General features: G+C 36.4%; 21 protein-coding genes, 1 tRNA gene and 1 pseudogene. 9 read left to right on the forward strand and 14 right to left on the reverse strand.

From position 1 onward, the window contains the following. Nucleotides 1–22: 22 nt before the first annotated feature. Entirely contained in the window at nucleotides 23–1,054 is a 1,032-nt protein-coding gene (locus tag ACU696_RS06250) for a phosphatidylinositol-specific phospholipase C (RefSeq protein WP_004914233.1), read from the reverse strand. Nucleotides 1,055–1,386: 332 nt separating this feature from the next. Here ACU696_RS06250 and ACU696_RS06255 point away from each other — a divergent pair, with 332 nt between their 5' ends. The 3 genes from ACU696_RS06255 to ACU696_RS06265 all read left to right on the forward strand — a co-directional run bounded on the left by ACU696_RS06255 (nucleotide 1,387) and on the right by ACU696_RS06265 (nucleotide 3,805). Further along, the gene (locus ACU696_RS06255) at nucleotides 1,387–1,734 is read left to right on the forward strand and encodes a thioredoxin family protein (protein WP_117162832.1); all 348 of its coding nucleotides are present in this window, start codon (nucleotides 1,387–1,389) and stop codon (nucleotides 1,732–1,734) included. Nucleotides 1,735–1,776: 42 nt separating this feature from the next. After that, nucleotides 1,777–2,571 carry a sulfite exporter TauE/SafE family protein gene (locus ACU696_RS06260; protein WP_164528466.1) on the forward strand — a complete coding sequence of 265 codons (795 nt, stop codon included), beginning with the start codon at nucleotides 1,777–1,779 and terminating at the stop codon, nucleotides 2,569–2,571. A gap of 226 nt (nucleotides 2,572–2,797) precedes the next feature. Beyond that, on the forward strand, nucleotides 2,798–3,805 hold the full coding sequence (locus tag ACU696_RS06265) for a LacI family DNA-binding transcriptional regulator (protein WP_109911949.1): 1,008 nt from the start codon (nucleotides 2,798–2,800) through the stop codon (nucleotides 3,803–3,805). Between the two features lie 160 nt (nucleotides 3,806–3,965). Here the strand turns inward: ACU696_RS06265 and ACU696_RS06270 are convergent, their stop codons facing one another. The 6 genes from ACU696_RS06270 to ACU696_RS06295 form a co-directional block, all read right to left on the reverse strand. Continuing rightward, nucleotides 3,966–4,937: an ABC transporter permease gene (locus ACU696_RS06270; RefSeq protein ID WP_004905244.1), complete on the reverse strand. Its 972-nt coding sequence runs from the start codon at nucleotides 4,935–4,937 to the stop codon at nucleotides 3,966–3,968. Nucleotides 4,938–4,947: 10 nt separating this feature from the next. Further along, a complete protein-coding gene (locus ACU696_RS06275) occupies nucleotides 4,948–6,432 on the reverse strand; it encodes a sugar ABC transporter ATP-binding protein (protein WP_109911950.1) in 1,485 nt (494 codons plus the stop codon). Between the two features lie 156 nt (nucleotides 6,433–6,588). After that, nucleotides 6,589–7,449: an ABC transporter substrate-binding protein gene (locus tag ACU696_RS06280; protein WP_370661211.1), complete on the reverse strand. Its 861-nt coding sequence runs from the start codon at nucleotides 7,447–7,449 to the stop codon at nucleotides 6,589–6,591. A 152-nt stretch (nucleotides 7,450–7,601) separates the two neighbouring features. Then, nucleotides 7,602–8,675: a zinc-binding dehydrogenase gene (locus ACU696_RS06285; protein WP_004914213.1), complete on the reverse strand. Its 1,074-nt coding sequence runs from the start codon at nucleotides 8,673–8,675 to the stop codon at nucleotides 7,602–7,604. A gap of 747 nt (nucleotides 8,676–9,422) precedes the next feature. After that, complete coding sequence (locus ACU696_RS06290) at nucleotides 9,423–10,724, reverse strand: anaerobic C4-dicarboxylate transporter (RefSeq protein WP_164528468.1); 1,302 nt, start codon at nucleotides 10,722–10,724, stop codon at nucleotides 9,423–9,425. A gap of 70 nt (nucleotides 10,725–10,794) precedes the next feature. After that, on the reverse strand, nucleotides 10,795–11,523 hold the full coding sequence (locus tag ACU696_RS06295; RefSeq protein ID WP_109911951.1) for an aspartate/glutamate racemase family protein: 729 nt from the start codon (nucleotides 11,521–11,523) through the stop codon (nucleotides 10,795–10,797). A 460-nt stretch (nucleotides 11,524–11,983) separates the two neighbouring features. On the opposite strand from ACU696_RS06295, the gene hypT reads away from it, so the two are divergent. Further along, nucleotides 11,984–12,892: a hypochlorite stress DNA-binding transcriptional regulator HypT gene (hypT, locus tag ACU696_RS06300; protein WP_209102217.1), complete on the forward strand. Its 909-nt coding sequence runs from the start codon at nucleotides 11,984–11,986 to the stop codon at nucleotides 12,890–12,892. 104 nt (nucleotides 12,893–12,996) lie between these two features. Here hypT and ACU696_RS06305 read toward each other — a convergent pair whose 3' ends face one another. The 3 genes from ACU696_RS06305 to ACU696_RS06315 are packed head-to-tail and all read right to left on the reverse strand — an operon-like array spanning nucleotide 12,997 to nucleotide 15,832. Continuing rightward, complete coding sequence (locus ACU696_RS06305; RefSeq protein ID WP_109911952.1) at nucleotides 12,997–13,710, reverse strand: MgtC/SapB family protein; 714 nt, start codon at nucleotides 13,708–13,710, stop codon at nucleotides 12,997–12,999. A 38-nt stretch (nucleotides 13,711–13,748) separates the two neighbouring features. Continuing rightward, complete coding sequence (locus ACU696_RS06310; RefSeq protein WP_004914203.1) at nucleotides 13,749–14,996, reverse strand: MFS transporter; 1,248 nt, start codon at nucleotides 14,994–14,996, stop codon at nucleotides 13,749–13,751. A gap of 14 nt (nucleotides 14,997–15,010) precedes the next feature. Next, nucleotides 15,011–15,832 (reverse strand): MBL fold metallo-hydrolase, encoded by an 822-nt coding sequence (locus ACU696_RS06315; protein WP_004914200.1) that lies wholly within the window; start codon nucleotides 15,830–15,832, stop codon nucleotides 15,011–15,013. A gap of 346 nt (nucleotides 15,833–16,178) precedes the next feature. On the opposite strand from ACU696_RS06315, the gene ACU696_RS06320 reads away from it, so the two are divergent. The 5 genes from ACU696_RS06320 to ACU696_RS06340 all read left to right on the forward strand — a co-directional run bounded on the left by ACU696_RS06320 (nucleotide 16,179) and on the right by ACU696_RS06340 (nucleotide 23,397). Continuing rightward, nucleotides 16,179–18,398, forward strand: a complete 2,220-nt coding sequence (locus ACU696_RS06320; RefSeq protein ID WP_004905219.1) for an extracellular solute-binding protein — start codon at nucleotides 16,179–16,181, stop codon at nucleotides 18,396–18,398. A gap of 334 nt (nucleotides 18,399–18,732) precedes the next feature. Continuing rightward, on the forward strand, nucleotides 18,733–19,014 hold the full coding sequence (locus ACU696_RS06325; RefSeq protein ID WP_004905217.1) for a YtcA family lipoprotein: 282 nt from the start codon (nucleotides 18,733–18,735) through the stop codon (nucleotides 19,012–19,014). Nucleotides 19,015–19,017: 3 nt separating this feature from the next. Beyond that, the gene (gene mdtN, locus ACU696_RS06330; protein WP_109911955.1) at nucleotides 19,018–20,058 is read left to right on the forward strand and encodes a multidrug transporter subunit MdtN; all 1,041 of its coding nucleotides are present in this window, start codon (nucleotides 19,018–19,020) and stop codon (nucleotides 20,056–20,058) included. Beyond that, nucleotides 20,045–21,913 carry an FUSC family protein gene (locus ACU696_RS06335; RefSeq protein ID WP_209102215.1) on the forward strand — a complete coding sequence of 623 codons (1,869 nt, stop codon included), beginning with the start codon at nucleotides 20,045–20,047 and terminating at the stop codon, nucleotides 21,911–21,913. Before mdtN ends, ACU696_RS06335 begins: the two co-directional genes overlap by 14 nt. Further along, a complete protein-coding gene (locus ACU696_RS06340) occupies nucleotides 21,913–23,397 on the forward strand; it encodes a TolC family protein (protein WP_004905211.1) in 1,485 nt (494 codons plus the stop codon). Before ACU696_RS06335 ends, ACU696_RS06340 begins: the two co-directional genes overlap by 1 nt. 51 nt (nucleotides 23,398–23,448) lie before the next feature. On the opposite strand, the gene ACU696_RS06345 is transcribed toward ACU696_RS06340, so the two are convergent. The 4 genes and pseudogenes from ACU696_RS06345 to mltC form a co-directional block, all read right to left on the reverse strand. Next, on the reverse strand, nucleotides 23,449–24,465 hold the full coding sequence (locus ACU696_RS06345) for a linear amide C-N hydrolase (protein ID WP_004905208.1): 1,017 nt from the start codon (nucleotides 24,463–24,465) through the stop codon (nucleotides 23,449–23,451). 226 nt (nucleotides 24,466–24,691) lie between these two features. After that, nucleotides 24,692–25,345: pseudogene (locus ACU696_RS06350) on the reverse strand (IS6 family transposase). 296 nt (nucleotides 25,346–25,641) lie between these two features. Then, nucleotides 25,642–25,717 (reverse strand) — tRNA-Phe (locus ACU696_RS06355). A 184-nt stretch (nucleotides 25,718–25,901) separates the two neighbouring features. Beyond that, nucleotides 25,902–26,975 (reverse strand): membrane-bound lytic murein transglycosylase MltC, encoded by a 1,074-nt coding sequence (mltC, locus tag ACU696_RS06360; RefSeq protein ID WP_109911957.1) that lies wholly within the window; start codon nucleotides 26,973–26,975, stop codon nucleotides 25,902–25,904. Nucleotides 26,976–26,981: the final 6 nt, after the last annotated feature.

The raw sequence follows: 26,981 nt of genomic DNA on the forward strand, positions 1-26,981 counted from the left end.
TATATGCTTTATTTTAAAATAATTATTTTCGTAGGTTCTTATTATTATCTATTACATGGCTTATTAAAGACTCACCAGGAAAATCAGCCATAATTATCCCGACAGAGCGTTTCATATTTAGGCTATTATAATATTTTAATTTATCTCGAGTTAGAATATTTGTACCTTCAAAGGAAATTGTACAAATACCAGCACAAGATGTTCTAGGGAAATCCGGATAACTATCTTTCCATCCTGGAGTGGTTAAGCCGGTAGAAAGACGGGGTGCTGAGGTACCTGGAGATGAATGCCCGCTTGCAACAAAATAAGGAAACGAACCGCCAGAGCCACTCAAGTAATTGATATAGATTCTATTATTATTTCCATTACTTGCACGGTCTAATTGTGTTTTTACTGCCTCCCATTTTGAATATAAATGCCAATTGGTTTTTAAATGGAAATTATCTTGTATACTTGTAAGTTCGTAAGCTAAACCATAATTATGAAAAGCAGCATTATTGCTAAGTATCATATATTTTCCCCTAACATCACCTAATTTTGTATCCATAGACTGTAAATTAAAATATTTATCTTTATATAATTCAATGTAATACTCTAATGTTTTATTCATGGGGCGAGTGTTATTATTGTCAGGGGCTATTTCTTGTTTTAACCTAAAAATAATGGTTTCAGAAGGGTTTTTTGATAAAAAAATATTAATGGAATTCATAAAATCACCAAACATAACATCAAGAAATATACTACCATGATGTAGGGCAAATGCATTACTCGTATGCCTCACCCTGATATCAAATACTCTAATACCATATTCTAATTGTTGGTCAAAATTTAATGCTTGTGTTGACACACTATCTACAAAATTTTTATATGCAGCACTATCATGAGTCCCAGGTAATGCTATTTCGGAAAGCATTATATCATCTCTAAGAGTATCCATCCATTTAGGCTTCGCCGTAAATCCATCAGAAGCGCTTCTGTAATAAGCAGAATCTAAATGAGCAAAAATTGAAGGGCTAAATATTAATAAGAGTAAAAGATATAGTCTATTTTTCATTATGAACACCTTTAAGTTATATTAAACGACGTCGTTACTATAACGACAAGAATATTCACAAACAAAAAATTAATGCATAATAAAAAATAAAAGTAGCGTATATATATTGTATGGTTATTTTTTGTTAAATGAATACAGATTTTATTTTAACTACTTATTATTTTTCACACGTGTATTTTTTTATGATTAAATTTAACTCAACCAATTGATTTTTAGGTAATATTTAATTTATCAATAATATTGAACAACTAATGGATAAGAGGTGATATATTATCTGAAGCATCACTTCAGTATGTTAGTTCAAGAAAAAATGTATAAAAAGGTAGCGTATAATGCCTCATATCTTACAGTTAGATAGTGATAATTTCTCAAGCACACTTTACCCTCTAGGTCAGGAAGAGCATCAAACGGTAGTTGTTTATTTTTCGGCGTCTTGGTGTTTGCCTTGTAAAAGCATGCACCCTATTTTCATTAAACTTTCTGAGCATTTTCAACAAAATAATATTGTTTTTGGTCTTGTGGATATTGCTCAGTCACCCACTTTGGCTCCTAAATATGGTATAAAATCAGTGCCGACAATTGCGATTTTCCAAGATACTCGTTTAATCGATATTATTGCTGGAGAAGTGTCATTTAATTGTGCATTAATGGTATTGAATAAAGCACTTGGGAAGCGTTAATGCTCAGCGAATATATTTGAAAATAATGATAAGTCATTCACAATGCTAATACTGATATTAGAAGGGTTATTGATAGGTTGCCTACTTGGTTTAACGGGAGCCGGTGGTGGTATTCTTGCTGTTCCAGCGTTAATGGCAAGCCAAAATTGGAGTGTGGCATTAGCGGCACCCGTTGGTCTTTTAGCGGTTACAATTGCTGCATTTATTGGTGTTGTTCAGGGCCTTATAAAAAATAACATTCGCTATAAAGCGGCTATTTGGATAGCATTATTGAGCATTCCTTCCGCTAAATATGGTGTTTATCTTGCCCATGTTACCCCACCAATTTGGTTAACGCTTGCTTTTAGTTTCGTTATGATTTACGTCGGATGCCGTATATTTTTCAATCGAGCAGATGTGCAGAATGATGTTCATTGTATAATTAATAAAGACACTGGAAAATTTATTTGGAATACTAAAACTGCTTTAATCTTGGGGGGCATTGGTGTTGTTACTGGGTTACTTACTGGGCTGTTAGGTGTGGGAGGTGGTTTTATTATTGTTCCTGCATTGCGAAAATTCACTAATTTAAATATGAAGAGTATTATTGCAACATCATTAATGGTCATTTTTTGTATTGGTAGTATTAGTATTTTCATTAATGTCTGGAATGGGTTCCAGTACCCTAAAGAAATTAGTCTTGTTTTCATTGCTTCTTGTGTTATTGGTTTATTAATTGGTCGATTAATAACGCATTATATTTCCAATAAGGCTATCCAAATATTATTTTCAAGTGTTGTTATCTTTGTTGCTCTATGGTTGATTTTATCAGTACTGATTGAATTAAATATTATTTAAAATAGATTTTAAATATCAAGCAATTAAGTGGTTTTTTATAATTCATGCGGCATGTGTCACTATTTTGAATTATCAGTCATTTATTCTCCTTAATGAAAGTTAAATTGATTTATCTTCAAGCTCAAAGAGGTATAATGAATAATCGCATTTTATCTACCCAGATAATAGCAAAATGGATTGCTAATATATTCTTCCGGGTAATCATTAAAGGTTGACTAGTATAATTATGACAAAACAAGATAGCTCAACAACGATAATTGATATAGCAAAACGTGCTAATGTAACTGATATTACAGTTTCTAGAGCATTTAATCATCCTGAGATGGTAAAGAAAGAAACTCGAGATAAAATATTAGCTATTGCGCAAGAACTCAATTATGTCCCAAACCTTTTTGCGCGTAATCTGAAAAATAAAAATAGCCGTATAATAGGTGTGGTCACTGACAGTACATTTAACCCATTTTATGTGGTGCTTATTCAAACAGTTTCACGCTTAGCGAAAGAAAAAGGCTATCAAGTCATGATTTTTGATTCAGATAGCGATGAAAAAGCAGAAAAAACAGCAATTGAAACGTTAGTCAGTTACAAGGCGAGCGGTATTCTACTATCGCCAGTTCGTGACGATAAAGACTATCAACCAAGTTACTTATCATTAATTGACCAACACAATGTGCCTTTGGTTTTTGTTGACCGTTCAATTTATGGTTATCAAAATAAGTATTCGGGTTTATTCTTGAAAAACTTTGAAATAGGTGCTTTAACAGGAAAATTTCTTAACCAACAAAATAGTGAGAATACACTTATTGTTTCAGGGCCAGAAGGCTCCGAAATTAGTTTATCCCGTTTAGCGGGGATATATGAAAATTTTCCAAATAGAAAAAGCATCAATGTCTTATACAGTAGCTATATGTTTAATAAGAATGATGAAGATTATTTAAGGAAAAAAGTCCAAGAGCTGTACACACCTAATATGTATATAGTTGGGTTGAATGGAATTATTACAGCTGGAATGTATAAAATCATTTTAGAATTAGGCCTTTCTTGCCGCTATTTTTCTGTTGATTTACCTCCCTATGCAGATACTTACCATTTATCTATTTCTGGTGTACACCATGATTCGGTATATCTTGGTGAATTAACAACTGAGTTATTGTTTTCTGAGATAGAACGAGATTCACATAAAGATCATAAAACAAAACAAATATTTGTTGATGGGAAACTTGTTGTTTATTAATAAGAATCAGAAATAAAGTACGTTATGATTTTTATATGTACTCTAAAGAATTTGAGTTGCATATGAGCACAGTTAACATACATGTAATTTAATGTATGAAAAATATAAATAGGCAGGTAACGATACCTGCCTATTTTAATGGTTATGAGAAACTATTCATTTAGCGTTTCATTGAACTAATTAAGGTCGCCCCCCAAATAATTAGGCCTTTTACAATATATTGAACATAAGGTGAAATACCTAATAAATTTAAACCATTATTGAGTACACCTAAGATCATTGCGCCAATGAGTGTGCCAATGATCATACCACGGCCCCCTGCGATTGAAGCACCGCCGAGTACGACTGCAGCAATTGCATCTAACTCAAAGCCTACGCCTGCATTGGGTTGCCCGCTCATGACTCGAGAGGTAAATATTAACCCAGCGAAAGCCGCAGTAAAACCGCTAATGACGTAAACTAACATTTTATAACGTTCAACGCGGATACCACTGAGACGAGCGGCTTCTTCATTACCGCCTATCGCGTAAATATAGCGGCCAAAAGAGACATGATTTAGTACAACATAGAAAATAAGATAAAGGCCAAGCATTAATAAAATAGGAACTTGGATCCCCATTAATTCTTCTCGTCCCCAAAAAGCAAACTCTTGAGGTAATCCTGAAACTGGGTAGCCACCGGTATAAATTAAGGCGAGGCCTTTAGCAATGATCATGGCACCCAAGGTGACAATGATGGGCGGCATTTTACCATAAGCCGCTAAAATCCCATTAATAAAGCCAAAAGCAACACCGGATAATAACCCCAGAGCAATGGCTGCATAAGGATCCATTCCATAATATTTCATTAAGCCAGCCATCAAGGTTCCAGAAAGTGCCATAACAGCACCAACGGATAAGTCAATTCCACCAGTTAAGATAGCAAATGTCATACCGATAGCGATAATGGCATTAATAGAAACCTGACGAGCAATAGTAGAAAGGTTATTTACAGTTAAAAAATGTTCATTAAAAATGGACATGCAGACAAATAAAAGAATTAAACCAACAAGTGGTAAAAATGCAGGTATTTTAGTTAACTTAGAAAAACTAAACTTATTTTTAGTTAATGGAATTGCACTTTGATTAGACATAGTCGTTATCCTATATAATATTGCCGGCCGCATGTACCATGATCTGAGTTGAGTTTATTTCATCTCCAGTTAACTCAGCGGCAATTTCGCCATCTCGAAAAACCAAAACTCTATCACTGACACCAATAACTTCTGGTAGCTCCGATGAAATCATAATAATGGAAATTCCTTTTTCAGTTAGAGAGCGCATTAACTGATAAATTTCTGATTTTGCCCCGACATCAATTCCTCGAGTGGGTTCGTCGAAAATAAGAATTTTGGCTTGTTTATTTAGCCAGCGAGCAATAACAACCTTTTGTTGATTTCCACCACTTAAAGTAGAAACCGCAGTGTGAGGCTCTGGTGTTTTAACTTTTACTTGGGAAATTAGATCAATAGATAAAGTGAGTTCTTTTTTATTTTGAATTAAAAATAATTTTTGAGCGTGATTGTTTAACCATATATTTTCTTTAACGGAGAAGGGTAATACAAGACCTTGGGTTTTTCGGCTTTCGGGTAATAAACCGATACCTAATTGCAGCGCAGCTGCAGCCGATTTAACTTTAACTTCTTTGCCTTCTAAAATAACTTTTTTCTTGTATGCTTTGTCAGCACCAATCATGGCAAGAATAGTCTCTGTACGACCGGAACCGACCAACCCCGCAAGCCCCAGAATTTCACCTTTTTTTAATTGAAGGTGGTTAGTTGGGCTATATGAGAAGCGCTGAATTTCAGCATCTAAGATGACTTCTTGCTCGTTGAATTGGCGTTTATGAGGATAAATATTTTCAACTTCACGGCCAACCATCATTTCGATGATAACGTCTAAATCTGTTTCATCAACCTTACGTGACCCAATATATTGTCCATCACGCAGTACACTGATGGTGTCACAGATTTCATAAATTTCTTCTAAATGATGTGAAATAAAAAACATTCCAACCCCTTTAGCTTTTAAATCACGCATTACATCGAATAAATGATTTGCTTCATTGGGGGTTAATGTTGCAGTTGGTTCATCTAATACTAAAATTTTAGCGTCTAAAGATAATGCCTTTGCGATTTCAACAAACTGCTGTTCCGCGATACTTAAATGGCTAATAGGTTCATCAATATTAATGTTGACACCCAGCTCAGCTAAGATTTCCTGTGATTTTTTTCGCATTAATTTTCTATCTAATAAACCAAACTTATTTTTTAACTCTCGATTTAAAAATATATTTTCAAAAGCATTTAAATAAGGAATAAGAGAAAATTCTTGGAAAATAATACCTACGCCAGCTTTGATTGCATCTCTGTAGTTATGAAAGGTGTGCTCTTTGCCCTCAATCAGGATTTGTCCGCTGTCAGGTTTATGTATTCCACATAACACTTTCATTAGCGTTGATTTACCTGCGCCGTTTTCACCTAATAATGCGTGAACCTCTCCTTTTTCGAGGGAAAGATTAATATTATCTAACGCCTTAACCCCAGGGAAAGTTTTGCTGACATCTTTTAATGCTAATAATTGCATCATATTGCTTCCCTATATTTCTCAACTGCTTAAAAATGGGTAACAAAGCCATTTGGAATTTTTATTCCAATATGCATTTAATAATTAATATTTATGAAAATGTATTGCACCGAACATCAGAAATACAGGTGCAATACATCGGTTATTGATAACTAGCGATTACCAGTGGAAATCTTTTGCATTGGTTTTGTCGATCAATTTAACATCAATTGGGACTTCTTTAGGAACATTGGCACCCCAGTATTTTGCTAAGCCCATTGCTAAACCAATACGCACTTGATCACGAGGGAATTGCGCTGAAGTTGCAATAAATGGAGAGTTGCCTTTGGCAATTTCAGCAACAGCTTCAGGAGAACCGTCAACACTCACTAATTTGACATCACGGCCAGAAGATTCAATCGCTGCTAGTGCACCTAAAGAACCGACATCGTTAACACTGAAGATCCCATTGAGAGTTGGATTCGCTTGCAGCATATTTTCGGTAACGTTCATCGCAGTATCACGTTCTTGTTTACCGTTCAATTTAGTTACGATTTTAATATTTGGGTATTCTTTCATCGCTGCTTCAAAGCCGCGAACACGCTCAAGAATTGGTACGACAGGAATACCATCTAAAATAGCCACTTCACCTTTGCCGCCTAATGCTTCACCTAAACGTTTACCCGCCATTAAGCCAGCATCATAGTTTTTAGAACCGACGAAAGAGTCAATTGGGCCATTTGCTTGTGCATCAATAGCGATAACCACAACGCCCGCTTTTTTCGCAGCCAGTACAGCTGTTTCTGCACCAACGCTATCGGCCGGGTTAATTAACAGAATATCGATTTTTTTCTGTAACATATCTTCGATATCACTGGTTTGCTTTGATACATCATGAGCCGCATCAGAGATGTATAGTTGGGCACCCATATCACCTGTTGCGCTCTCTAAGGCTTCCTTCATGGTGACAAAATATTCATTGTTTAATTCTTGAAATGACATACCCACTGAAACTGGCTTAGCGGTAGCGTTAAAAGCCATACCTAAAGTCAGTACACTTGCAGCTACAGCCAACTTTTTAAATTTACTCAGCATAAGATGTTCTCCTAAAAGAGCGTTTAATTATATGTAGGGTTTTTACTTATTTAGTGTTTATTTGAATTATCAATTATTACTACCAGTTAAAAACATGTTTATGGCTTGATGACGACTTTAATTGAGTCTGCCGATTTCGCCATGACAAAAGCTTCTTCCCAATCATCGATGGAATAGAAGTGGGTAACGATATCATCAGCACTAACTAAGCCACGGCTAAATAGGTCAATAGCGACTTCATAACTATATGGGCCTAAGTGAGCTCCGCGGATATCAAGTTCTTTGCGGTCACCAATGATTGACCAGTCAACGGTTGTTTCTTTACCAAACACGCTAAACTCAACGAAACGACCAAGCTTACGGATCATTTCTAGCCCTTGAGTAACGCCAATTGGGGCGCCAGTTGCTTCAATATAAACATCGCAACCATAGCCTTCCGTCATATCTTTGACTAATTTGATGGCATCTTCTTTCAGTGGATTGATAACAACATCTGCACCAAATTTTTTCGCTAATTCAAGACGTTCATCAATCGCATCAATAACAACCAATTTTTTCGGTGTTTTTAATTTGGCGACTTGGATCATGCATAGCCCAAGTGGGCCTGCACCAGCAATGACGACGACGTCATTTAAATCGATATCACCACGGCGTACGGTGTGGATAGCACAAGCCATCGGTTCAATTAATGCGGCATCTTTATCAGATAGTTCATCAGGGATTTTGTGGATAATGGCACGCTCTGAAAAACGCATATATTCAGCCATACCACCATCGGCAACTTCTTTTTGGAAACCGTAAATATCATGGGTTTCACACATCCAATATTTGCCTGATTTACAGAAACGGCATTCCCAACACGGGACAATTTGCTCAGCTAAGATGCGGTCGCCTACCTTTAATTTGAATTTTTCAGCGGAACCTTCACCGAGTTCAGCAACGCGCCCATAAAATTCATGGCCAGGAACTACAGGTGCTTTAATCCATGGGTCATCACCCCAGAACATTTGAGCGCCATCATTGGCTTTACAGTCGCCAGCGCAGATCCCACATCCATCAACTTTGATGACAACTTCTCTAAATCCTGGCGTCGGTCTTTTAATGTTTTCAAAGCGATAATCATGCGGTCCATGACAAACAACAGCTTTCATTTTTTCAGGTAGGTTACTCATGTTCTAAAACCTCTTTCTAGTTGTTAACCCTAATGTTGACGTCAACATTAAGCGTTTTTTTATAACGCATTTGCTTTAGTTTTTTAACGCTTAACTATCAATAATGATATGTATGTAAGAAAAATGGTTGTTTAATGTTATAGATAAAATAAATTCTTTTTAATATGACGACGTCGTCATTTTTGAAAGTATGAATGTAAAAAACTAAAATTTGTGATTTAACCCCTAATTTTAGTCACCTAATTGAGTACTTTCATTGGAAAATGAGACTGTCAAAAATGATTTTGTAACACAATGAAAATTATAATAAAAATCTTATTTCATTCCTTTTTTTAGTTTTTCAAGAAATGAATATGAAGCCGAGTATAATTATTTTAACTATTTTCAGAAGTGGATAATTTATGCAAAAACATTTCAGCTCACATTTTTATATGAAAGCAAATTAAATTTACATTAAATAAAGAGACGCAAAATGGTTAATAGAACGTTATTTTTAATTTATAAAATTTAATTTAAAAAATTGAATAGAGTAATGGGGTATTTTTACGTGCTGTTAATTATATTTTCTTTGCAGATATACCTAATGAACATTGAAGAAGGCATAAAAAAACAGCTTTATACTTTGTTATTGTATTTTGCCAATCTTGCAAAGTATAAAGCCAAATAGAGCCAAAGTTTAACTTCATTTTGTCAATAAAATCATTTTGTTATCTTGTTATAAATATGTGGAAGCCTCACGTCTTTATGTTAGACAATCATTGGTGCAATGATAAAACCGAAGGCGACACCTGCAATAATTCCACCTAGGCCTGGTAACATAAAGGGATGATTTAAAATATATTTTCCAACCCGAGTAGACCCTGTTGAGTCGAATTCAATTGCTGCTAATGATGTTGGGTAAGTGGGTAAGACAAATACCCCGGTGACGGCGACAAAAGAGGCCAAAATTGCCCATGTGGGAACATCTAAGGCAATAGCTAACGGAATAATTAATGGTGTTGTGGCACCTTGTGAATATAACAATGCACAGGTAAAAAACAGAACTAAAGCTAATAAAATAGGATATGCAGATAACACATCTCCAGCTATCGCTTTAATTTGCTCCATGTGTGCATCAACAAATGTCGTCCCTAAGGTAACAATACCCAATATCACTGCAAGTGAACTCATTCCTGAACGGAAAGTGGGTGCTAGAACGATTGAGTTTGGTGATGTTTTACAGAATATCACCATCAAACATGCAGCACTTAACATGCAGATGATAATAATATCGCGAGTGCCCATAGGTTTACCGATATCAAAGCCGGGACGCAATTGCGGAAAGGCAGCAAGGATGACAATCGCGACAGTGGCAATGATAAACAAGACAACTGAAAACTTTTCTCTGGTGGTACTTTCACCTGTTTTTTCTTCGTATTTATGGACTAAGCCCTTTTGTAAGCGCTCAAGATAAACTTCATCGTCTTCTAGTTCACAGCCTTGGCGTGATGCGATAAATGCCGCAACCATGGCTGCAACAAAAGAGGCAGGTAAGCAGACTGACATGACAACGATGAAAGTAACGCCATTACCTTCCATTATTGTCAACATTGCTGCCATTGCGGCGCTGATTGGCGAACCTGAAATAGCAATTTGTGATGCAACCACTGAGCCTGCTAATGTTCGGGATGGGCGAATGCCTGAATCTTTTGCGATTTCGGCTATCACTGGTAGCATAGAGAAAACAATGAAGCCTGTACCAGCCATGATAGTCATCACCCAAGTGATGATTGGCGCTATAATATTCAGGTACTTAGGGTTTTTACGCATAAACTTACTGGCGAGGCGTACGAGATAATCCATTCCACCTGCAGCTTGTAATGCAGATGCTGCTACCACGACGGTCATAATAATTAAAATAACATCAACAGGTGGGGAGCCAATAGGTAAACCAAACCCAATGGTTAGAACTGCTAATCCTAATCCACCGCAGAGTCCTATACCAATTCCCCCCATCCTTATACCGAAGAATATTGCACCTAATACAACAATGATTTCTAGCCAAACCATAATCGTCTCCAATAGACAATATATTGTCATTAGTAATATTAAAAATTAATTTTTGATATTTGATATAAAATTAAATATTTTTATTTATCATTAAATTTTGTTTCCCGACTCTACTTTCATACCAGTGAATACTTGCTCTGACTAAGGTACTGGTTGAGTCGATATATTTATCTGGATAATTATTTATTTCATTTTCAAGAATGACGGGAACTTCAGTGCAGCCAAGAACAATAATTTCTGCACCTCGGGAGAATAATGCCTCAGCTTGTTTTTTCATAATGGCCTCAGCCATTTTTTTATTTCCTGATTTTAATAAATAAATGCTTTCCATAACTTTGTCTTGGCTTTCTTTATCAGGCGTGATGCAGTTTAAATATTTATTTTCTATATTTTTTTGATACAACCCCATATACATAGTGGCATTTGTTGCAAGTAATCCGATATTTTTTTTCTTGGTTGCTAGCACTTCTTTCATTGTTGTCTCAACAATACTTAGCATATCGACGTGGCAAATATCTTTCAGTTCACTAAACCAATAATGTGCGGTGTTACAAGGAATAACAATACATTCAGCACCTGCATTTTCTAGTTTTTTTAGATAGTCAGTCATTAAAGGTAGAGGAGATTCACCACGGTTTAATAGCGCCTCTGTTCGATCTGGTATATCAGGAATAGATGATATAATTAAAGGGATATGCTCTTGGTCTCTATTTGCTACGGTATAATTAACGAATTTATTAAATAAATCGACAGTAGCGGCAGGTCCCATACCACCTAATACACCAATTAAACCTTTCATTTTAATACCCCTGCATTTCATTAGCTTTTTTATAAAATAAAAATCAATAAATGCTTATAATCCTTCATTTATTTAACATATAGGTTGGCATTAAAATAATTATTAACCTAAATATTACTGCCATAACCTATGGCTAATATTTATCAATGTTTATCTTGGATGAGAAATGCAAGTAAGTATGGGTTGATGCAAGATATGCATTAAGTTTTTTATTCAAAATAAAGTTATTTTAATAAATTGCTCTGAGAGCCTGAATAGACTAGGTTTTATGATGTAAATAAATTAAATAAAATTAATTTTTGATTTTTGTTAATGTTTTAAATAGTAGGGCTATGCATAATACAAATAATGTATCTACAAATTTTGTTTGGTTGCTTAACTAATCATTAACTTAAAATATCAATAAAAATACTTTTAATTTCTTATATTTTAACAGCAAGTCAATTTAAGGCTTAATAAGATGAAGAATATAGAAACAAAATGGCTATATGATTTTTTAACACTAGAGTCGTGCCGACATTTTTCTCATGCCGCAGAACAACGAAATATTTCTCAGCCCGCGTTTAGCCGTCGTATTAAAGCGTTAGAGGAAGCTATTGGTGTTGAATTATTTGATAGAACGACTTCCCCTTTACAGTTATCTGAAGAGGGCAAAATTTTCCATTCCCAAGCACGTAGTTTACTACAACAACTGGAATGTAACTTAAATGAATTATCCGGCCATAATGTATTGAGTCTACCAAATATTAAAATTGCTGCCGCTCATTCGTTGTCATTAACATTACTACCTAAATTAGTCCATGGGCTGTCCGGTTACGGTGAGGAGTTTGTTTACCATGTTGAAGCCATTGATGTCGTACAAGTTGTCAACGCATTGAGAGAAGGGAAGAGTGACTTTATTATCTCATTTTATGATGAAGATCTCATGCAATCTCCATTTTCCTCATTGAATGTATTTGAATCTGAATTATACCCAATTTGTGCCACAGATGAGCATGGTAAGCCGCTATTTGACATCTATCAACCTCAAGTGCCGTTGTTGAATTACACAAGTGCTTCATATATGGGAAGGTTAGTTAATCGTCGGTTAAGTGAATTTGGTACGATCAATTCGAAAACACTTTTTATGTCATCAATGAGTGAGTTATTAAAAAATATGGCTTTGGATGGTCATGGCATAGCATGGTTGCCTATTTATTCTGTAGTGAATGAATTGAAAGAAAAGAAACTCGTTTGTCTAGATACGCCTGAATTAACGATACCTATCCAAGCTTATATCTACCGTATGGATACAAGGCTAAATAAAACTGCAGAGGACTTTTGGCGCATTTTAAAAAAGAATATTCCAGAGGATTTACGGCACTTATAGTGTCGATGGGGAATTTATAGATAAATAACCTGCTAAAATAAACAGGTTATTAAAATAATTCACATTTTATTTAGCGAAAATATATCACTTTGAAAAAGAAAGAATTAGTGATCTAAAGAAACAGAGTGGACATACTCCAACTGTTTTAAGGAGCAGTAAAATTCAGGTAAAGTGATTTTTTGGCGTACTAATAGCTTTAAATTTACCTCGACACGCTCTTTCTTGATATCTCTGATGGTGAGATTCTCAATTAAGTCTTTGTGGCTTTTTAGGTACTCAATAAGCAAAGGAACACCTTTTTCATGAGTAAATAGCATTCGAACTTTAATTTTTCCTAGTTTTTGGTTTCTCATCTGAAATAAAGCAACTTGAGGACTGAGTTGTATTGCTAAGAAAAAAAGGATTGTAACGATGATAGCATGCCAGTAGAACCCTGAACCACAGGCAATTCCAACACCGGCTGAAGCCCAAACAATGGCTGCAGTTGTTAGACCTGAAATGGCATCATCACGACGATGCAATATAACCCCAGCGCCTAGAAAGCCCACTCCGCTAATTATTTGTGCAGCTAATCTCATTGGGTCGCTACGTATATTGTCAGAGATATTGGCGTAATATTCCGCTGACTGAATAGAAACGATGGTTAATAAACAGCTGGCAACGGCGATAATGACACAAGTTTTAAAACCAACAGGTTTTCCCTTTGATTCACGTTCTAAGCCAATTAAGCCGCCTAAAACGAAGGCGGCTAGTAGTTTAGCAATACTTGATAGTGATAAAGGGCCAATGGTGCCAACAAACTGTATAAATAAATCCATGGCTTGCTCCTGACGTGACCTTACCCTTTCCTTAATTATTATTGTGCTGTAACGCGATTTGCTGGTTTTTCATTTTCCCCATTTTTCTTTTTAGACACATCGTCTTTAAAGAAGAAGATAAAGAAAACGGTGACAACAGCGGCGACGATAGCTGGGTAATGCCAGAATGTTCCCCATTGTGGTAATGCTGCGCTACCTGTCTCTGTGACAGTTGAATTAAAGATTTCACCACAAATTGTTGAAGCAAATAATAAGCCAAAGCCATTTGAAACAATAAAGCGTAAACCCTGAGCTTGCGCTCTGATCTCAGGTTTTGCTTTACGGTCAACGTAGATATCACCTGCTGTAAAGAAGAAGTCCCAGCATAATCCTTGAAGCATCAATCCGAAAATAATGAAGTAGAAACCGGAATCTACTGCAGCATAGGAAAATAACATTGAACGAATAATCCAACTTACTGCGCCAAGAAGTAAGGTGATTTTGAAACCGAATTTCATTAAGAAGAATGACAGCACAAACATAAATAGGACTTCACATGCAATACCAATTTGCATGATAGATGCTGCATTATCGAATCCAAGTGTTTTAATAAATACAGGGATATAAGCGGAGTAAGCTGTTTTCGGTATCATTAATACAAAGATACTAAACATTAAGATAGCGAAATAACGGTCTTTAAATAATGAAAGTGCATCTAAACATAGAATATCTCTAGCGGAGAAAGGTTTACCTTTCGCTTTTGGTGGTGTATTTGGCAAAGTAAAGCAGTAGAAACCTAGTAATACAGCAACAGCGGATGCGATATACCAAGTCATAGTACTACCTGAGAAGCCCATTTCCCCTAATATAAATCCGATAGCCATAAAACCGAATGTGCCAAATACACGAATAATAGGGAAATATTTCACACCATTAATATGAGAGAAGCTGATGCTATTAGAAAGCGCAGTTGTTGGATAAAATAGTAGACCAATAATAAAAATCATAAACAGGGTCATGCCGCTATTTTGTGCCTCAATAAATTGAGGAACACATAGAATAACGGCTGCATTAATTAAATGCAGTGTTCCCATTACTTTTTGTGAAGCAAAGAAACGGTCAGCAACCATACCAATGAATAAAGGGGAAATAATGGTTGCTACACCTAATAAAGCGTAAGCATTACCAATGATGTTTGCCATCCCATAAGTACTTAACACAAGTCCCATTGTCATATTCCATGCGCCTTGCATGAAATATTGCACAAACATCATGATCAGTAAGCGAGAGGTTATTTTCATATCCATGATTAGTTTTCCTCTTAATATGCTTCTAGCGTTAATCCGTCATAAGCAACACGGATATTATAAGGTGCACAAACCGCTTCTAATTCATCATGAAGTAATTTGCCACTATGGGAAATATGTGAAACAGCAATTTGAGTTTCTGAATGCAGGCAGCCTTGTTGCTGCAGTTTTTCTTTAGCTGCAAAGACGGTTTCTAGGCTCATGTGATTATCTGTACGATTTTTCCCATTGAGCCCGTAAGTGCATTCAAATACGACAATATCAAGTTGTTTATTTTCTAACCATTTCCAGGTTAATTCAGGGAACCAACCTGAATCATGTCCATAAAAAATTGTTTTTCCATTCTTTTCAATATGATAGACATAGCAAAGTTCCCATTTAGCATGGTTTGCAAGTAATGGCGTAATTTTATAACCGTTCCTTTCGACGGTGACAAAAGGGATTAAACAGTGGAAATCGAAACGCTCTTTACTGTAGCCGGGTAGAACGTCAAGGCAGCCATTAATTGCTCGGTCATTACCAAAAATATGTAATGGATGGTGAATTTCAAAACCATAACCTTCCATGCGGCTGAATAAATCGCCGACATTAAAATGGTCAGGATGAGTATGGGTAAATAGTAAGCTTTCAAACTTAGTTGCATCCATTCCGTCACGCATTAACTGATAGCTAAATGTCGGGGAAACATCGATCAACATAAGATCATCCACAATGGCGGAAGAATGGGTTCTAATATCTTTTCCTCCAAGCTCTCTTGCTTTTTGGCAGTGCTCACAGCGGCAGAAAGGATTTGGTATGCCTTCAGAAGCCGCGGTGCCTAAAAAGTGAAGTTTCATAATAATTACCTGTATTTTATAGTTTTATTTTGGAATTTTTGATCCCTGGTGTTGGTGTTCAAACAAAAAATAAATCAATTTGAACGTTCCAATAGTAATGCTGGGGGTTGTTATTGCCAATAAATGTTATTTAGATCAGTGATCTCATTCAAAGATTATTTTTTATATCATTGATTTTATTGTTGTTTAATATTGCCCTGCAAAAGAAAGGCAAGAAAAGTAATCTTTATTTTATTCGTTTGTTTTATAAACTAATTGAGAGTGGAACGTTCAAATCAATTATCGGTAGTCGCGATGAATAATTCAGGTATGCTATTGGCAGCAATAATCAAGGTGAAAAAGACAAATGGCAACAATCAAGGATATCGCAAAATTAGCAGGTGTTTCTCATGGAACCGTTTCTAATGTTCTGAATAAGCGGGGGAATGTGAGTGTTGAGAAAATTGAAGCAGTCTATAAAGCCGCCAAGCAAATGGGGTACCAGTTAAATACACAAGCTCAATTATTGAGAACCAATAAGAGCCAAAAGATAGCAATACTTTTACCGCAATTGGTGTCTGATAAGTATGCAATATTTTTTAATTCATTTAGGCAATCTATGGCTCAGTATCCAGAGATAACTTATGATCTATTCTTGACGGATGATCTGGAGACGACAGAACTCGATGCATTACAAAAAATTGCCGCTGGTGGCTATAAGCAAGTCGTAGCAGTCAGTTGTTTGCAGGATGCCGCTATCTATTTTGACACCTTAAAATTAGCCGCTTCTCAAATTATTTTTATTTATCGTCAGCCTGTAAACGCTTACCATTTTTTCACATTGGATTACTCTCAGGCAGCTGATGCCATTTGCCAACAAATTGCGACAAGTCGAAGCCAGCTAGTGGGTATTTTTAGCGATGATCATGGTGATTTAGAGCACGCCACCTTTGTCAGTGAGTTACAAAATAACCTTAAACAGCAGGCCCCGAATAAAAAATTTATTATTATTCGTGCTTCTAATGATGAATCTTATAAGGCAGCTTTTGATTTTTTCTCTGAGGAGCAAATACCCGATTTATTTGTTGCTGAAGACATTGAAAAAGCTAGTTTTTTAACCCAAGCTAGTTTTTTTGGTAGTGAAGGTGATTGCCCTGCAATTTTTGCTTTAAGTGGTAACATTCCTCCGATACTAAAAGGGTTACATTGTTTCCCAATGAACTATGCACAATTAGGGTTGGAAGTGGTCGATGAACTGATGAGAGAAGATCACGCAAAGAAAACGGTGGGGAAGAATACTGTCTACGTTCGTAATCAAAGTGGTAACCTTTATACGGCAACATCGGCAATAATTACTGACAATAAATCCGATCCAACCTTAAATTTACTCATTTTACCCAGCCCTTCAACAAACGCACTTAAAAAGCTACTGCCACATTTTTATCGACAAACAGGAATTAAGGTTAATTTAGCAGTTTATCCTTATGATGAAGTTTACCAAATTTTAGGGCAGCTCCATTTACATCCTTATTATGATTTACTACGTATCGATATGGCCTGCTTTCCTTGGTTTGCGGAACGCATCTTGCAACCGTTAGATAAAGTCGGGAATGGGGTGACTGATTTATTAAGTAACTTTTCCTTACCAACACAGCAAAAATTTAGTTTGGTGAATGATACTGCTTATGCAATGCCATTTGATGCCAGTGCACAAATGTTATTTTATCGTAAAGATCTCTTTGAAGATCCTATTTTAAAAAGAATGTATTACGAGAAAACAGGACAAGAACTAACAGTACCGACTTCTTTTGATGAATACGATCAGGTAACCCAATTTTTTACAGAGCTACATGAAGAAGGTGAGTTTTTACGGCCTATCGGTGCATCAACGACGTTAGGCAGTGCGGGGTTAATTGCCACTGAGTACTTATTAAGGTATTACGCGGCAGGAGGAAAGTTAATAAGTAATGGTAATATTCCTAGATTAGAAATGCCATTAGCAGGTCAGGTATTAGATGAATACCTCCACCAGGTTTCTATTACAGAAAATATTCATAATAAATGGTGGAGCGAATCAGTAGAACAATTTGAGCAAGGGAAACTTGCTATGCTGATTGCTTATATGAACCTATTTAACGATGTTGCTCACAGTAATATTTTCCCTAAAATTGGTTTTGCCCCTGTACCAGGGGGAGTCCCTCAATTGGGGGGTGGGGCATTAGGGGTATCTCGCTATAGCCAAAAAACACATTATGCAGAACAATTTTATCGTTGGCTTTATTCACCAATAGTAATGGATCACCTCATTTTGTTGGGTGGAAACAGTAATCATCAAGATTTCAGCCATAATCAAGAGGTTTGCTATCGCTATCCATGGATGCCACTGGCTTATCAAGAAATAAATCGAGGTATCCGTGAATCTTCAATTCCAAACGGTAAGTTGTTTAATTTGCGCCAAGCTGAAGTCATTATTGGGCAAGGAATTACTAATGTTGTGAATAAAATCATGACTATAGATGAGGCGATTGAGTATATTAACCAGCGCTTATTGGTTGATACGCAAGGTGAGAGGCAAATAACGGGTTAATTGGTATTTTAAATAAGCGGATAAACAAATGATAAGCTGTTACTAACTTTCAGTGTTATCCGCATAAGCTAGTTGCGATACAGGGCGTTTTGTTTAGTCATTTTTACCGGTAGGTATAAAGCAAAAATAGCTTTTGAAGTAACCCTCAATTGCCCTCTTGGGAGGGTTCTCGGCATTTAGTGGCTGGTTTATGTATCTTTAATTCATTTTTTTATTTCATTTCATTTTATAGGTTTAATAAACTTTCGATTTATCATTCGATTATTATTTAAAAAGAGTTATAGTAGTGATTAATTAATAAGTTAATTAATCATAATATGATAGGTGAGTTATCTTGAGCTTAATTAGAAAATATCGCCATATTATCAGCGTTAGCCTGCTATCCTTATTGTTAATGGGATGCAACCAAGGACATTCCCCATTATTCCCAATGTTAGGCGCTTATTTCCCTTATTGGATGCTATGTGTCTTAATTGGATTGGTTGGCGCTATATTATTGCGTGTTGTTCTCGTTTATTTAGAAATTGATGATAAGTTACCTTTTCCTCTGATGTTTTACTTTGGTGTCTTGTTGACAATCTCTATTACCATATCCTTACTTTATTTTTCTCATTAAATTATGAATATAAAAAATAAAAAAAAGATAGCCGTCATTCTCACAATCGGCATATTTGCGGCTTTATTACTATTACTATGGAAAAGCCTGCAATCATCGATTCTGAATCCACTAAGTGAAGAGGCCGTGATTGAGGCCAATAAAATTAACATTTCTTCTGTCGTTCCGGGACGGATAAGCCAGTTTTATGTTAAAGAAAATCAGGAAGTCAAAAAAGGCGATCGATTATTTACCATTGACCCGACTATGTATGCTCTACGAGTGAACCAAGCTAAAGCCGAGTTACTTGTTGCAGAAGCGGCGTTAAGCAACAAGAAGAGAGTGATTGTCGCTGAAACATCAAATTCTGAAGTGGCTGAAGAGCAAATAAAACGTGCACAAGTTAACCTTGCACTGGCAACCCAGTCTTTAAAACGTTTAGAGCCATTGTTGGCGAAAGGTTTTGTTACCGCCCAACAAGTGGATGACGCCCGAACCTTAAAACGTGATGCAGAAGTCAGCTTAAAACAAGCTCAAAAACAAAATGTGGCATCAGAAGCATTAATTAATAACACCAAATCTGAAGAAGCACTTGTTGAGTCATTAAAAATATCACTCGCCATGGCTGAGTGGGAATTGGGTAACACGGAAATTAAGGCACCGAGTGATGGGTATATTGTTGGACTAACGATATCAGCGGGTGAGTTTGTCCTTTCAGGGCAATCTGTTTTTACCTTAATTGATACAGAGACATGGTTTGTGTCCGCATACTTTAAAGAAACAGAGTTAGATAACATCCAAATGGGCAGCTGTGCAGTTGTTTATTCAATGATTAATAACAAACAACCTATTAAAGGCCGAGTACAAGGTGCAGGTTGGGGAGTAATGTCTACTGATCTGTTGAATATACCTCGAGACTTACCTTATGTCCCCAAGTCTTTAAATTGGGTGCGTGTTGAACAACGTTTTCCTGTGAGAGTAATTTTAGAAAATCCACCGAAAAATCTGATGCGTGTTGGTGCGACTGCCACTGTTAATATTGTATCCCAAGATGATGACTGCTAAAGCTTTACTGGTTCTTCAACAAATAAAACAAGATTTGTTGCCATTTAATTTTCGTTTCGCGACAACATGGCGGATTGCTTTACTGTGCGCATTAATGGCTGGCATTGCGATGTTATACGAAATTCCAGAATCGGCGATTAGCTGCTATTTAATTATCTACCTTGTTAAAGCCAATGCGATTGAAAATATTCTGTTATGTATTGGTGTCATAGTGCTATGCAGTATAGCGGTTTGTGTAATCTTTATATTGTTTAACTTTACGATTCAAAATGTGATGTTGCGCTTTTTCTTTATGGCCCTTTTCTCAGGGTTATTTATGTATTTGTCTTCAGCGAGCAGCCTTGGTGATGTCGGTAACTTAATTGCCCTTGTAATTGCATTTCTAATGACATTGATTGATGATGTTCATTTTGGCGATGCCGCAACAAGAGGGCTTTTATACGCACTATTAATGGCGGTATCCCCCATGTTATTGGTGGTTATCTTTAATTACTTTTTTGGGATTAGCCCTAAAAAATTATTAATGAATAAGCTAGCTGAGCGTTTTTTGGCTGCAAACCAATTTTTTTTAGGGAAAATGCCGTATTCAATTCAAATTAGTGAAGCTTTAAGTACGCAGGCTGAATGTAAACGGAACCTAATGCTCATCAAACTCTTTTTTCTAAAAGGAAAAAGGGAAATCCAGTGGCTAGATAGCATGGTTGATAATTCGTATGAAATACTGATCATGTCCTTAAATTTACCCGATGATACTTCTGCTGAAATTCGTCTATTACTTGCGGAAAAATGTCAATTTATTGCGCAGTGTTTGGAAAAAAACCAAATTGAACAATTGGAAACGCTAAAAAGCGAAAAAAATAGTTACCTTGAAAACCAGAAAATACTGGCTGATTTTCAAGATATTCTATTTAAGAAGAAAGTGGGGAGTGACCCTAAAGCTAAAAATCCCTTTTTTGTTAAAGACGCTTTTACAAATCCAAACCATAAATATTTCGCCATCAAAACAACCTGTGCTGCACTAATATGCTATGTTTTTTATGACTATTTTGAATGGCAGGGGATCCACACAGCGATGATCACTTGCTACGTTGTTGCATTGACTTCTGTTGGTGAAACAGTACATAAGCTAACGCTGCGTATTATAGGGTGTTTAATTGGTGCATTAATCGGGGTTATTTCGATTGTGTATATTATCCCTCATTTATCCGATATTTTTAGCCTAATGATACTCATCTTTTTCTGTATCTTGCCTGCTGCATGGGTGGCTGCGGGTAATGAGCGTATATCCTATGCAGGAGTCCAAGTTGGGCTGGCATTTTTATTAACCGTTCTTCATGGTTTTAAACCGAGCTATGATCTGGATGTTGCTTCCGATAGGATCCTCGGTATCCTATTAGGTAATGTTGTCATGTACATTATGTTCACTAAAGTGTGGCCGGTCTCTATCATGACTACAGTTAACTCTCAAATTAGAAATATTCTAGATAGTTATGCGGCACTTAAATTAAAATCTTATGATAACAATGTCGAGGCTCTCAGTTTGGTTGCTGCAATCAATGAGGGCGTTATTAAAACAAAAGATGATATTAATTTATTGATGTTCGAAACCCACTTTAAAGATAAAGGGGGGGCTTTAACTCATTTCTTAAACCAATTCTTAACCAAGGTTTCAGTAGATAGTTACCAAAATTATTCGTCTGAATTTATTCCTTTTAATCATAAAGATCATTTTGATTCGAATACAAATTTAAAATCTGCCAGTGATTTGAAATATGATGTCTTAAATACGATACCTTCAACTTTATCGGCTCAAGAAAAAGAGCAAGTCATTAAAGAACTAGTGAGCGAGAAGTAATGACAATGACCCAATCAATGAGATACGACAAAAAACGATATTTACTCATCTCGATATTCAGCATTTTTCTTGTCGGTTGTGTCGATACGAGCCGTTCATTTATGGATAAAGCGCCGCAGCCTTTACAATATGAAACTGACACATATATCTCTTCCCCTGAAGAGAATTTATATGCTGAACATAACGAAGTATTTAAAGATCAATATGACCTAGCAAGCCTTATCGATGTTGCACAAAAAAATAATCCTGAAACACGTATTGCTTGGGAGCTTGCTAAAAAAGCCGCAACCAATGTGGGAATGGTTGAAAGTACCTATTTACCCGTTATAACTGCAACAGCATTAAGTGGCTATCAACGTGGAACATTGAAGTTACCACATAATGATTTAGTCGATAAAATTGATGTTTCTAACCATGTTTTTATCCCTGCGATAACGTTTCAATGGCTATTGTTTGATTTTGGTCAGCGAGGAGCATTAACTGATGCAGCCAAACATGCATCTTTAGCTTCTGACCTTAACTTTAATTTACTTCACCAAAAAATTATTCATGATGTAACCATTGCTTATTATGCTTATGGTGCAGCACAGAAAAAAACAAAAATAACTTATGAAGCTTTGGAGCGAAGCCAGCGTTTATTGTATGCCGTAGAGCAAAAAAAAGCGCGTGGGCTAGCAACCGTACTGGATGTTGCATTAGCGAAGCAGCAAGTTTCACAATTAGAGTTTCAGAACGTATTAGCTAAAGGGAAAGAAAGAGATCAATACCAATTATTACTCTCTACCATCGGTATATCTCCACTGAAAACAATTAATATTCAATATAATGATAACGATGTTTTGCCTGATAATATCGCACCGTTGACCCATGAACGGATCAGAAATGCGTTAGCCCAGCGCCCTGATGTGCTTGCTAACTATGAACTTACACTGGCAGCGATGAAAACGACTCAATCTGTGGAATCCGACTATTTCCCTAAAGTCTATTTAGCGGGGGCAGTCGCGGGGGGAAACAGCCGTTTAGATGTGCAAGGACTACCGGGTATCAACCAAAGTTCTTCATCTTCAAATATTTTGATAGGTATCAGTATTCCGCTTTATGAAGGGGGAATAAGGCAAGCACGTATGAAGAATGCTCAGTCGGATATTCTTATTGCCCAAGAGAATTTGCGGAAAAGCCAAGAAATGGCGATTCGAGAGATGAGTTTAACTGAGAATGCACTAAAATCAGCGGTTGAGGCCAATAAAGCGGCGAAAAACCTAGTCGAAACAACTCAATTAAGTTATACCGCCAGTGTTGATTTTTATAAAAATGGTTTAGGAACAGTGACTGAAATTAATGCCGCAGAAATTGCATTATTAACAGCCGAGCTTGCTCATATTGATTCTTATACGGGTTCAGTTATTGCTGCTGTGGATTTAGCCTTTGCATTAGGTGAAATTGAAAGGGCTTTACCAAAATATGAAGACGCTACGATAAAATAGGTTTATGAGATAGCAGAAGATAACCTAGTATTTATCTTCTGCGATTATAAATTAATAAATATCCAGTTGTTGAAATACAGGTTTTCCTGCACTACTAAATTGGCTAATTGAATATTGGTTATAATTCATTTCGCCATAACCTCTAATATATATTACACCATTAGATAAATCAGATAAGCAGCTCCAAACAGTATATTCAGAAAGTAAACTATTTTGAGTGCCTTCTCCTTCCCCCATATTATCAACAGTCATATTTTTAGTACGGTCAAAATTATTCATAATGTGAGCGAGTGTAATCATAGCGTCTTTTGCATTGTCAACTTTTGGCGCATAAGTACTATAAAAAACCGCTCGAATGAAACGCCCAACAGATGTATCAGACGAAGGTAGATTTGATGTTGCAATACCACTATCAGGTTGAGTAACTCGAATATTACCCAGTAAACTTGTTGATATATCTAGGTTTGATAACTGAGTATAATTATTCAGGTTTTTTAAATGCCATTGAAAATCAGGCCCATTAGTCATGACACGAGTAGGGTTATCAAAAACCTGTAATTTGCCATTTACGGCTTCAACAATAATGCTACCACCGTGTTTATCATAAAAAGCATAGTGGAATGGTGATGTTAAATTCCTAAAGTTAACAAGAATAGGGGACCAAAAGTAACCATTTTCAACCGCTTTTTTAACGTCATCAACATGACTAAAAAGGGATAAAGCCCATTCGCCTAATGCGGTAACAGGCAATGATAAATAATAGTTTTCCGGATTAATTGGCGTAAGCTCTGCTTCAGAAATCATATTTGCACTAAACGTTAATCCTGCACTATTTAACCCTTGGAATATATTATGGTTATCTCCATCAAAATAAACTTCGGTCGTTATCGCAAGAATATCGAATTTAGATGTATAATTAATACCATTTTCCCCGTTAGGGGCTTTTTTCTGAAAAAAAGTATTCGCAGGATAATATGTTATCCAAGAGGGCAGGTCTTCCGTTAATTCTAATGTTCGCCCTTGGTAAATATTATTTTGGCTATCTGTTATTGATAAACTCGTACACATTCCATTTAACCTCGTTTTATGAAGTATTCGCGAATTTGTAGGCTACACTTCATTTTAATAAATGTGGGTCGTAAGGTAGCTAAATAAATATTACCTGATAATGAAGATTATTTATATTGAAATTGTTTTTCAATAATAGGTGACCCATTAAAATAATAACAGAATCCCAATTAAGGGCACTGTTGCAAATAAAGTGGTGAGATTGAGTTTTTCAACTCGAAATGGGCTACATACCAAAGAGTCGATTCACTAGGTGCATTTCGCTTAGCGGTTGAGCATAGTAACAAATGTTCAGCTTAACCCTTGCGAAGTGCATGCATTACCTCAATACCTTTAATAGTCGCATGTGCCGTTTTAATTGATTTAAATTCTAAGGTGGGATTTATCACGCGCTTCAATTTTCCATGATCGCATTCAATGACATTATTGTGAAATTTGATTTGCCGTTGCTCTACATGTGTAGGGCATTTTCCTTCTTTTTTTAGAGGGTTAAGAGCTCGACTATAAGGTGAGGTTTTATCTGTATTGATAACCCTGAGGATTTGCCATTTCTAACTCGATTGAATATTTTTCTTAAAAACCGATAGGCAGCTTTGGTATTACGATGTGGTGAGAGGTAAAATTCAATGCTGTGCACTCGGCTATCGACAGCTCGGTAAAGGTACGTCCATTTCCCATTCACTTTGATATAAGTTCCGTTTAAATGCCAATTGTTGAGGTCGGAGGGACTACACCTATACCAACATAACCGCTTTTCTATTTTTGGCGCATAACGTTGAATCCAGCGATAGATTGTCGTGTGAACTAAATTTACACCACCATCAGCCAACATTTCCAAGCGTTCTTGATAACTGATACCGTATTTGCAGTACCAATGCATAGCTCAAAGGATGATAATACCTGTGAAATGACGAGCTTTAAATGCATTCACCAAACAATTCTCAGTAACAAAATAATTAATTTAGCATACCTATTACTTAAATTTTGCAATAGTGCCAGATAAAGAGGGTACAAGATTCTATCGAACTAGTGTATACCCGCAATTGTACCTGCACAGTAGGGTTGATGTGGGTAGAGTCGAATAGAATTCAGTTGAGGTGAAACTTTGGCGGAGTGTTAATTTTAGCGGGCGTTACAAACAAAAACAGACGTCATTTGACGTCTGTTGAGAATTAGTGGTGCCCGGACTCGGAATCGAACCAAGGACACGGGGATTTTCAATCCCCTGCTCTACCGACTGAGCTATCCGGGCAACGGAGCGTATTAAACCTGATTTCATTGGTTGAGTCAAGGCGCTTTCAATAAACTTTTGACTGTATGCGCTTTTTTTCAACATGTTAGCCAGTTTTTAATCGAATATACATAAAATTATTAAGGTTAATAACAAATGCCAGCCTAAAAACCAATTTTGGCTGGCATGCAATATTGGAAAAATTTTAGCGGAGATAATTTTTCTGTGCTTTGTTCACTTTGATAAGATAATTACGTGACTCAGCCGCTGGGTGTTTAGTGGATAAAGTTTCATACACTTCTCCAGGCTCTAAATTATTAATACGTTGTGCTGCTTGTTTTTTATCACTGTGGAAGACACGTAATACGCTACCAGCTCCGCCATTATAGGCAGTGATGACCGCATAGCGGCGTGAGGTCTGGTTACGAATATCGCCTAAGTAGCTGTTTTGCAATATAGCTAAGTAAGCAGTGCCTGTATCAATATTTTTCTCTGGGTCAAATAAATAGCTACGGCTAGGAACACCGGATTTCCCTTGTGAGCGGAAAACATCTTTCCCTGCTGTATTTGGCATTATCTGCATTAAACCAAGTGCATCAGAACGGCTAACCGCATAAGGGTTGAAACTCGATTCAATTTGCATGATAGCTAGGATTAATGATTCATCAACACCATATTTGGCTGAAGATTTTTTAATATAAGGTAAATATTTATGAGCCCGTTTATCTAAATGGTTTGGTACTAGTTGCATAGTTACGGACCAAACAATATTCATACCAGACTGCCGGCGCTGCATTTTATTTTCTATCAGATAATCAGCAAACTTTGTGGCTCGCCATTCCCAACGAATAGCTTCTCCTGTGTTATCTAGCACTTGGCCAAATAAAAAGGGTTCTTTGCTATGAGGAATATCATTAATATCAGAATAGAGGTCAATGGAATTAGGGTCATCTCCCATTAATAAGGTGGTGACAATAGCTTTCTTTAGGTGCTGTGAAGGTTCTATTGCTGAAATTGTCTCAACCGTGATGGTTCCCGCATCAAAATTAATATGGCTACGAGTTCGGTATTCATCGGTATATTTAACGTAGTCTTTTGGGCCTGCAATTAACACTTCTTTAATGCCCCAGATATTTTCAATATTGTGGGCAAATTGGCCCATTAAAATATCGAACCCATTGGTATCTTTGACATAATTAGGGTTAAAGTCAGATTTTTGCTTGCTAGAACAAGAAACAATTAAGGGAATTAACAAACTCAGCGCAAATAGTTTTTTCATACGATT

Source organism: Providencia sp. PROV_01, assembly GCF_053098325.1.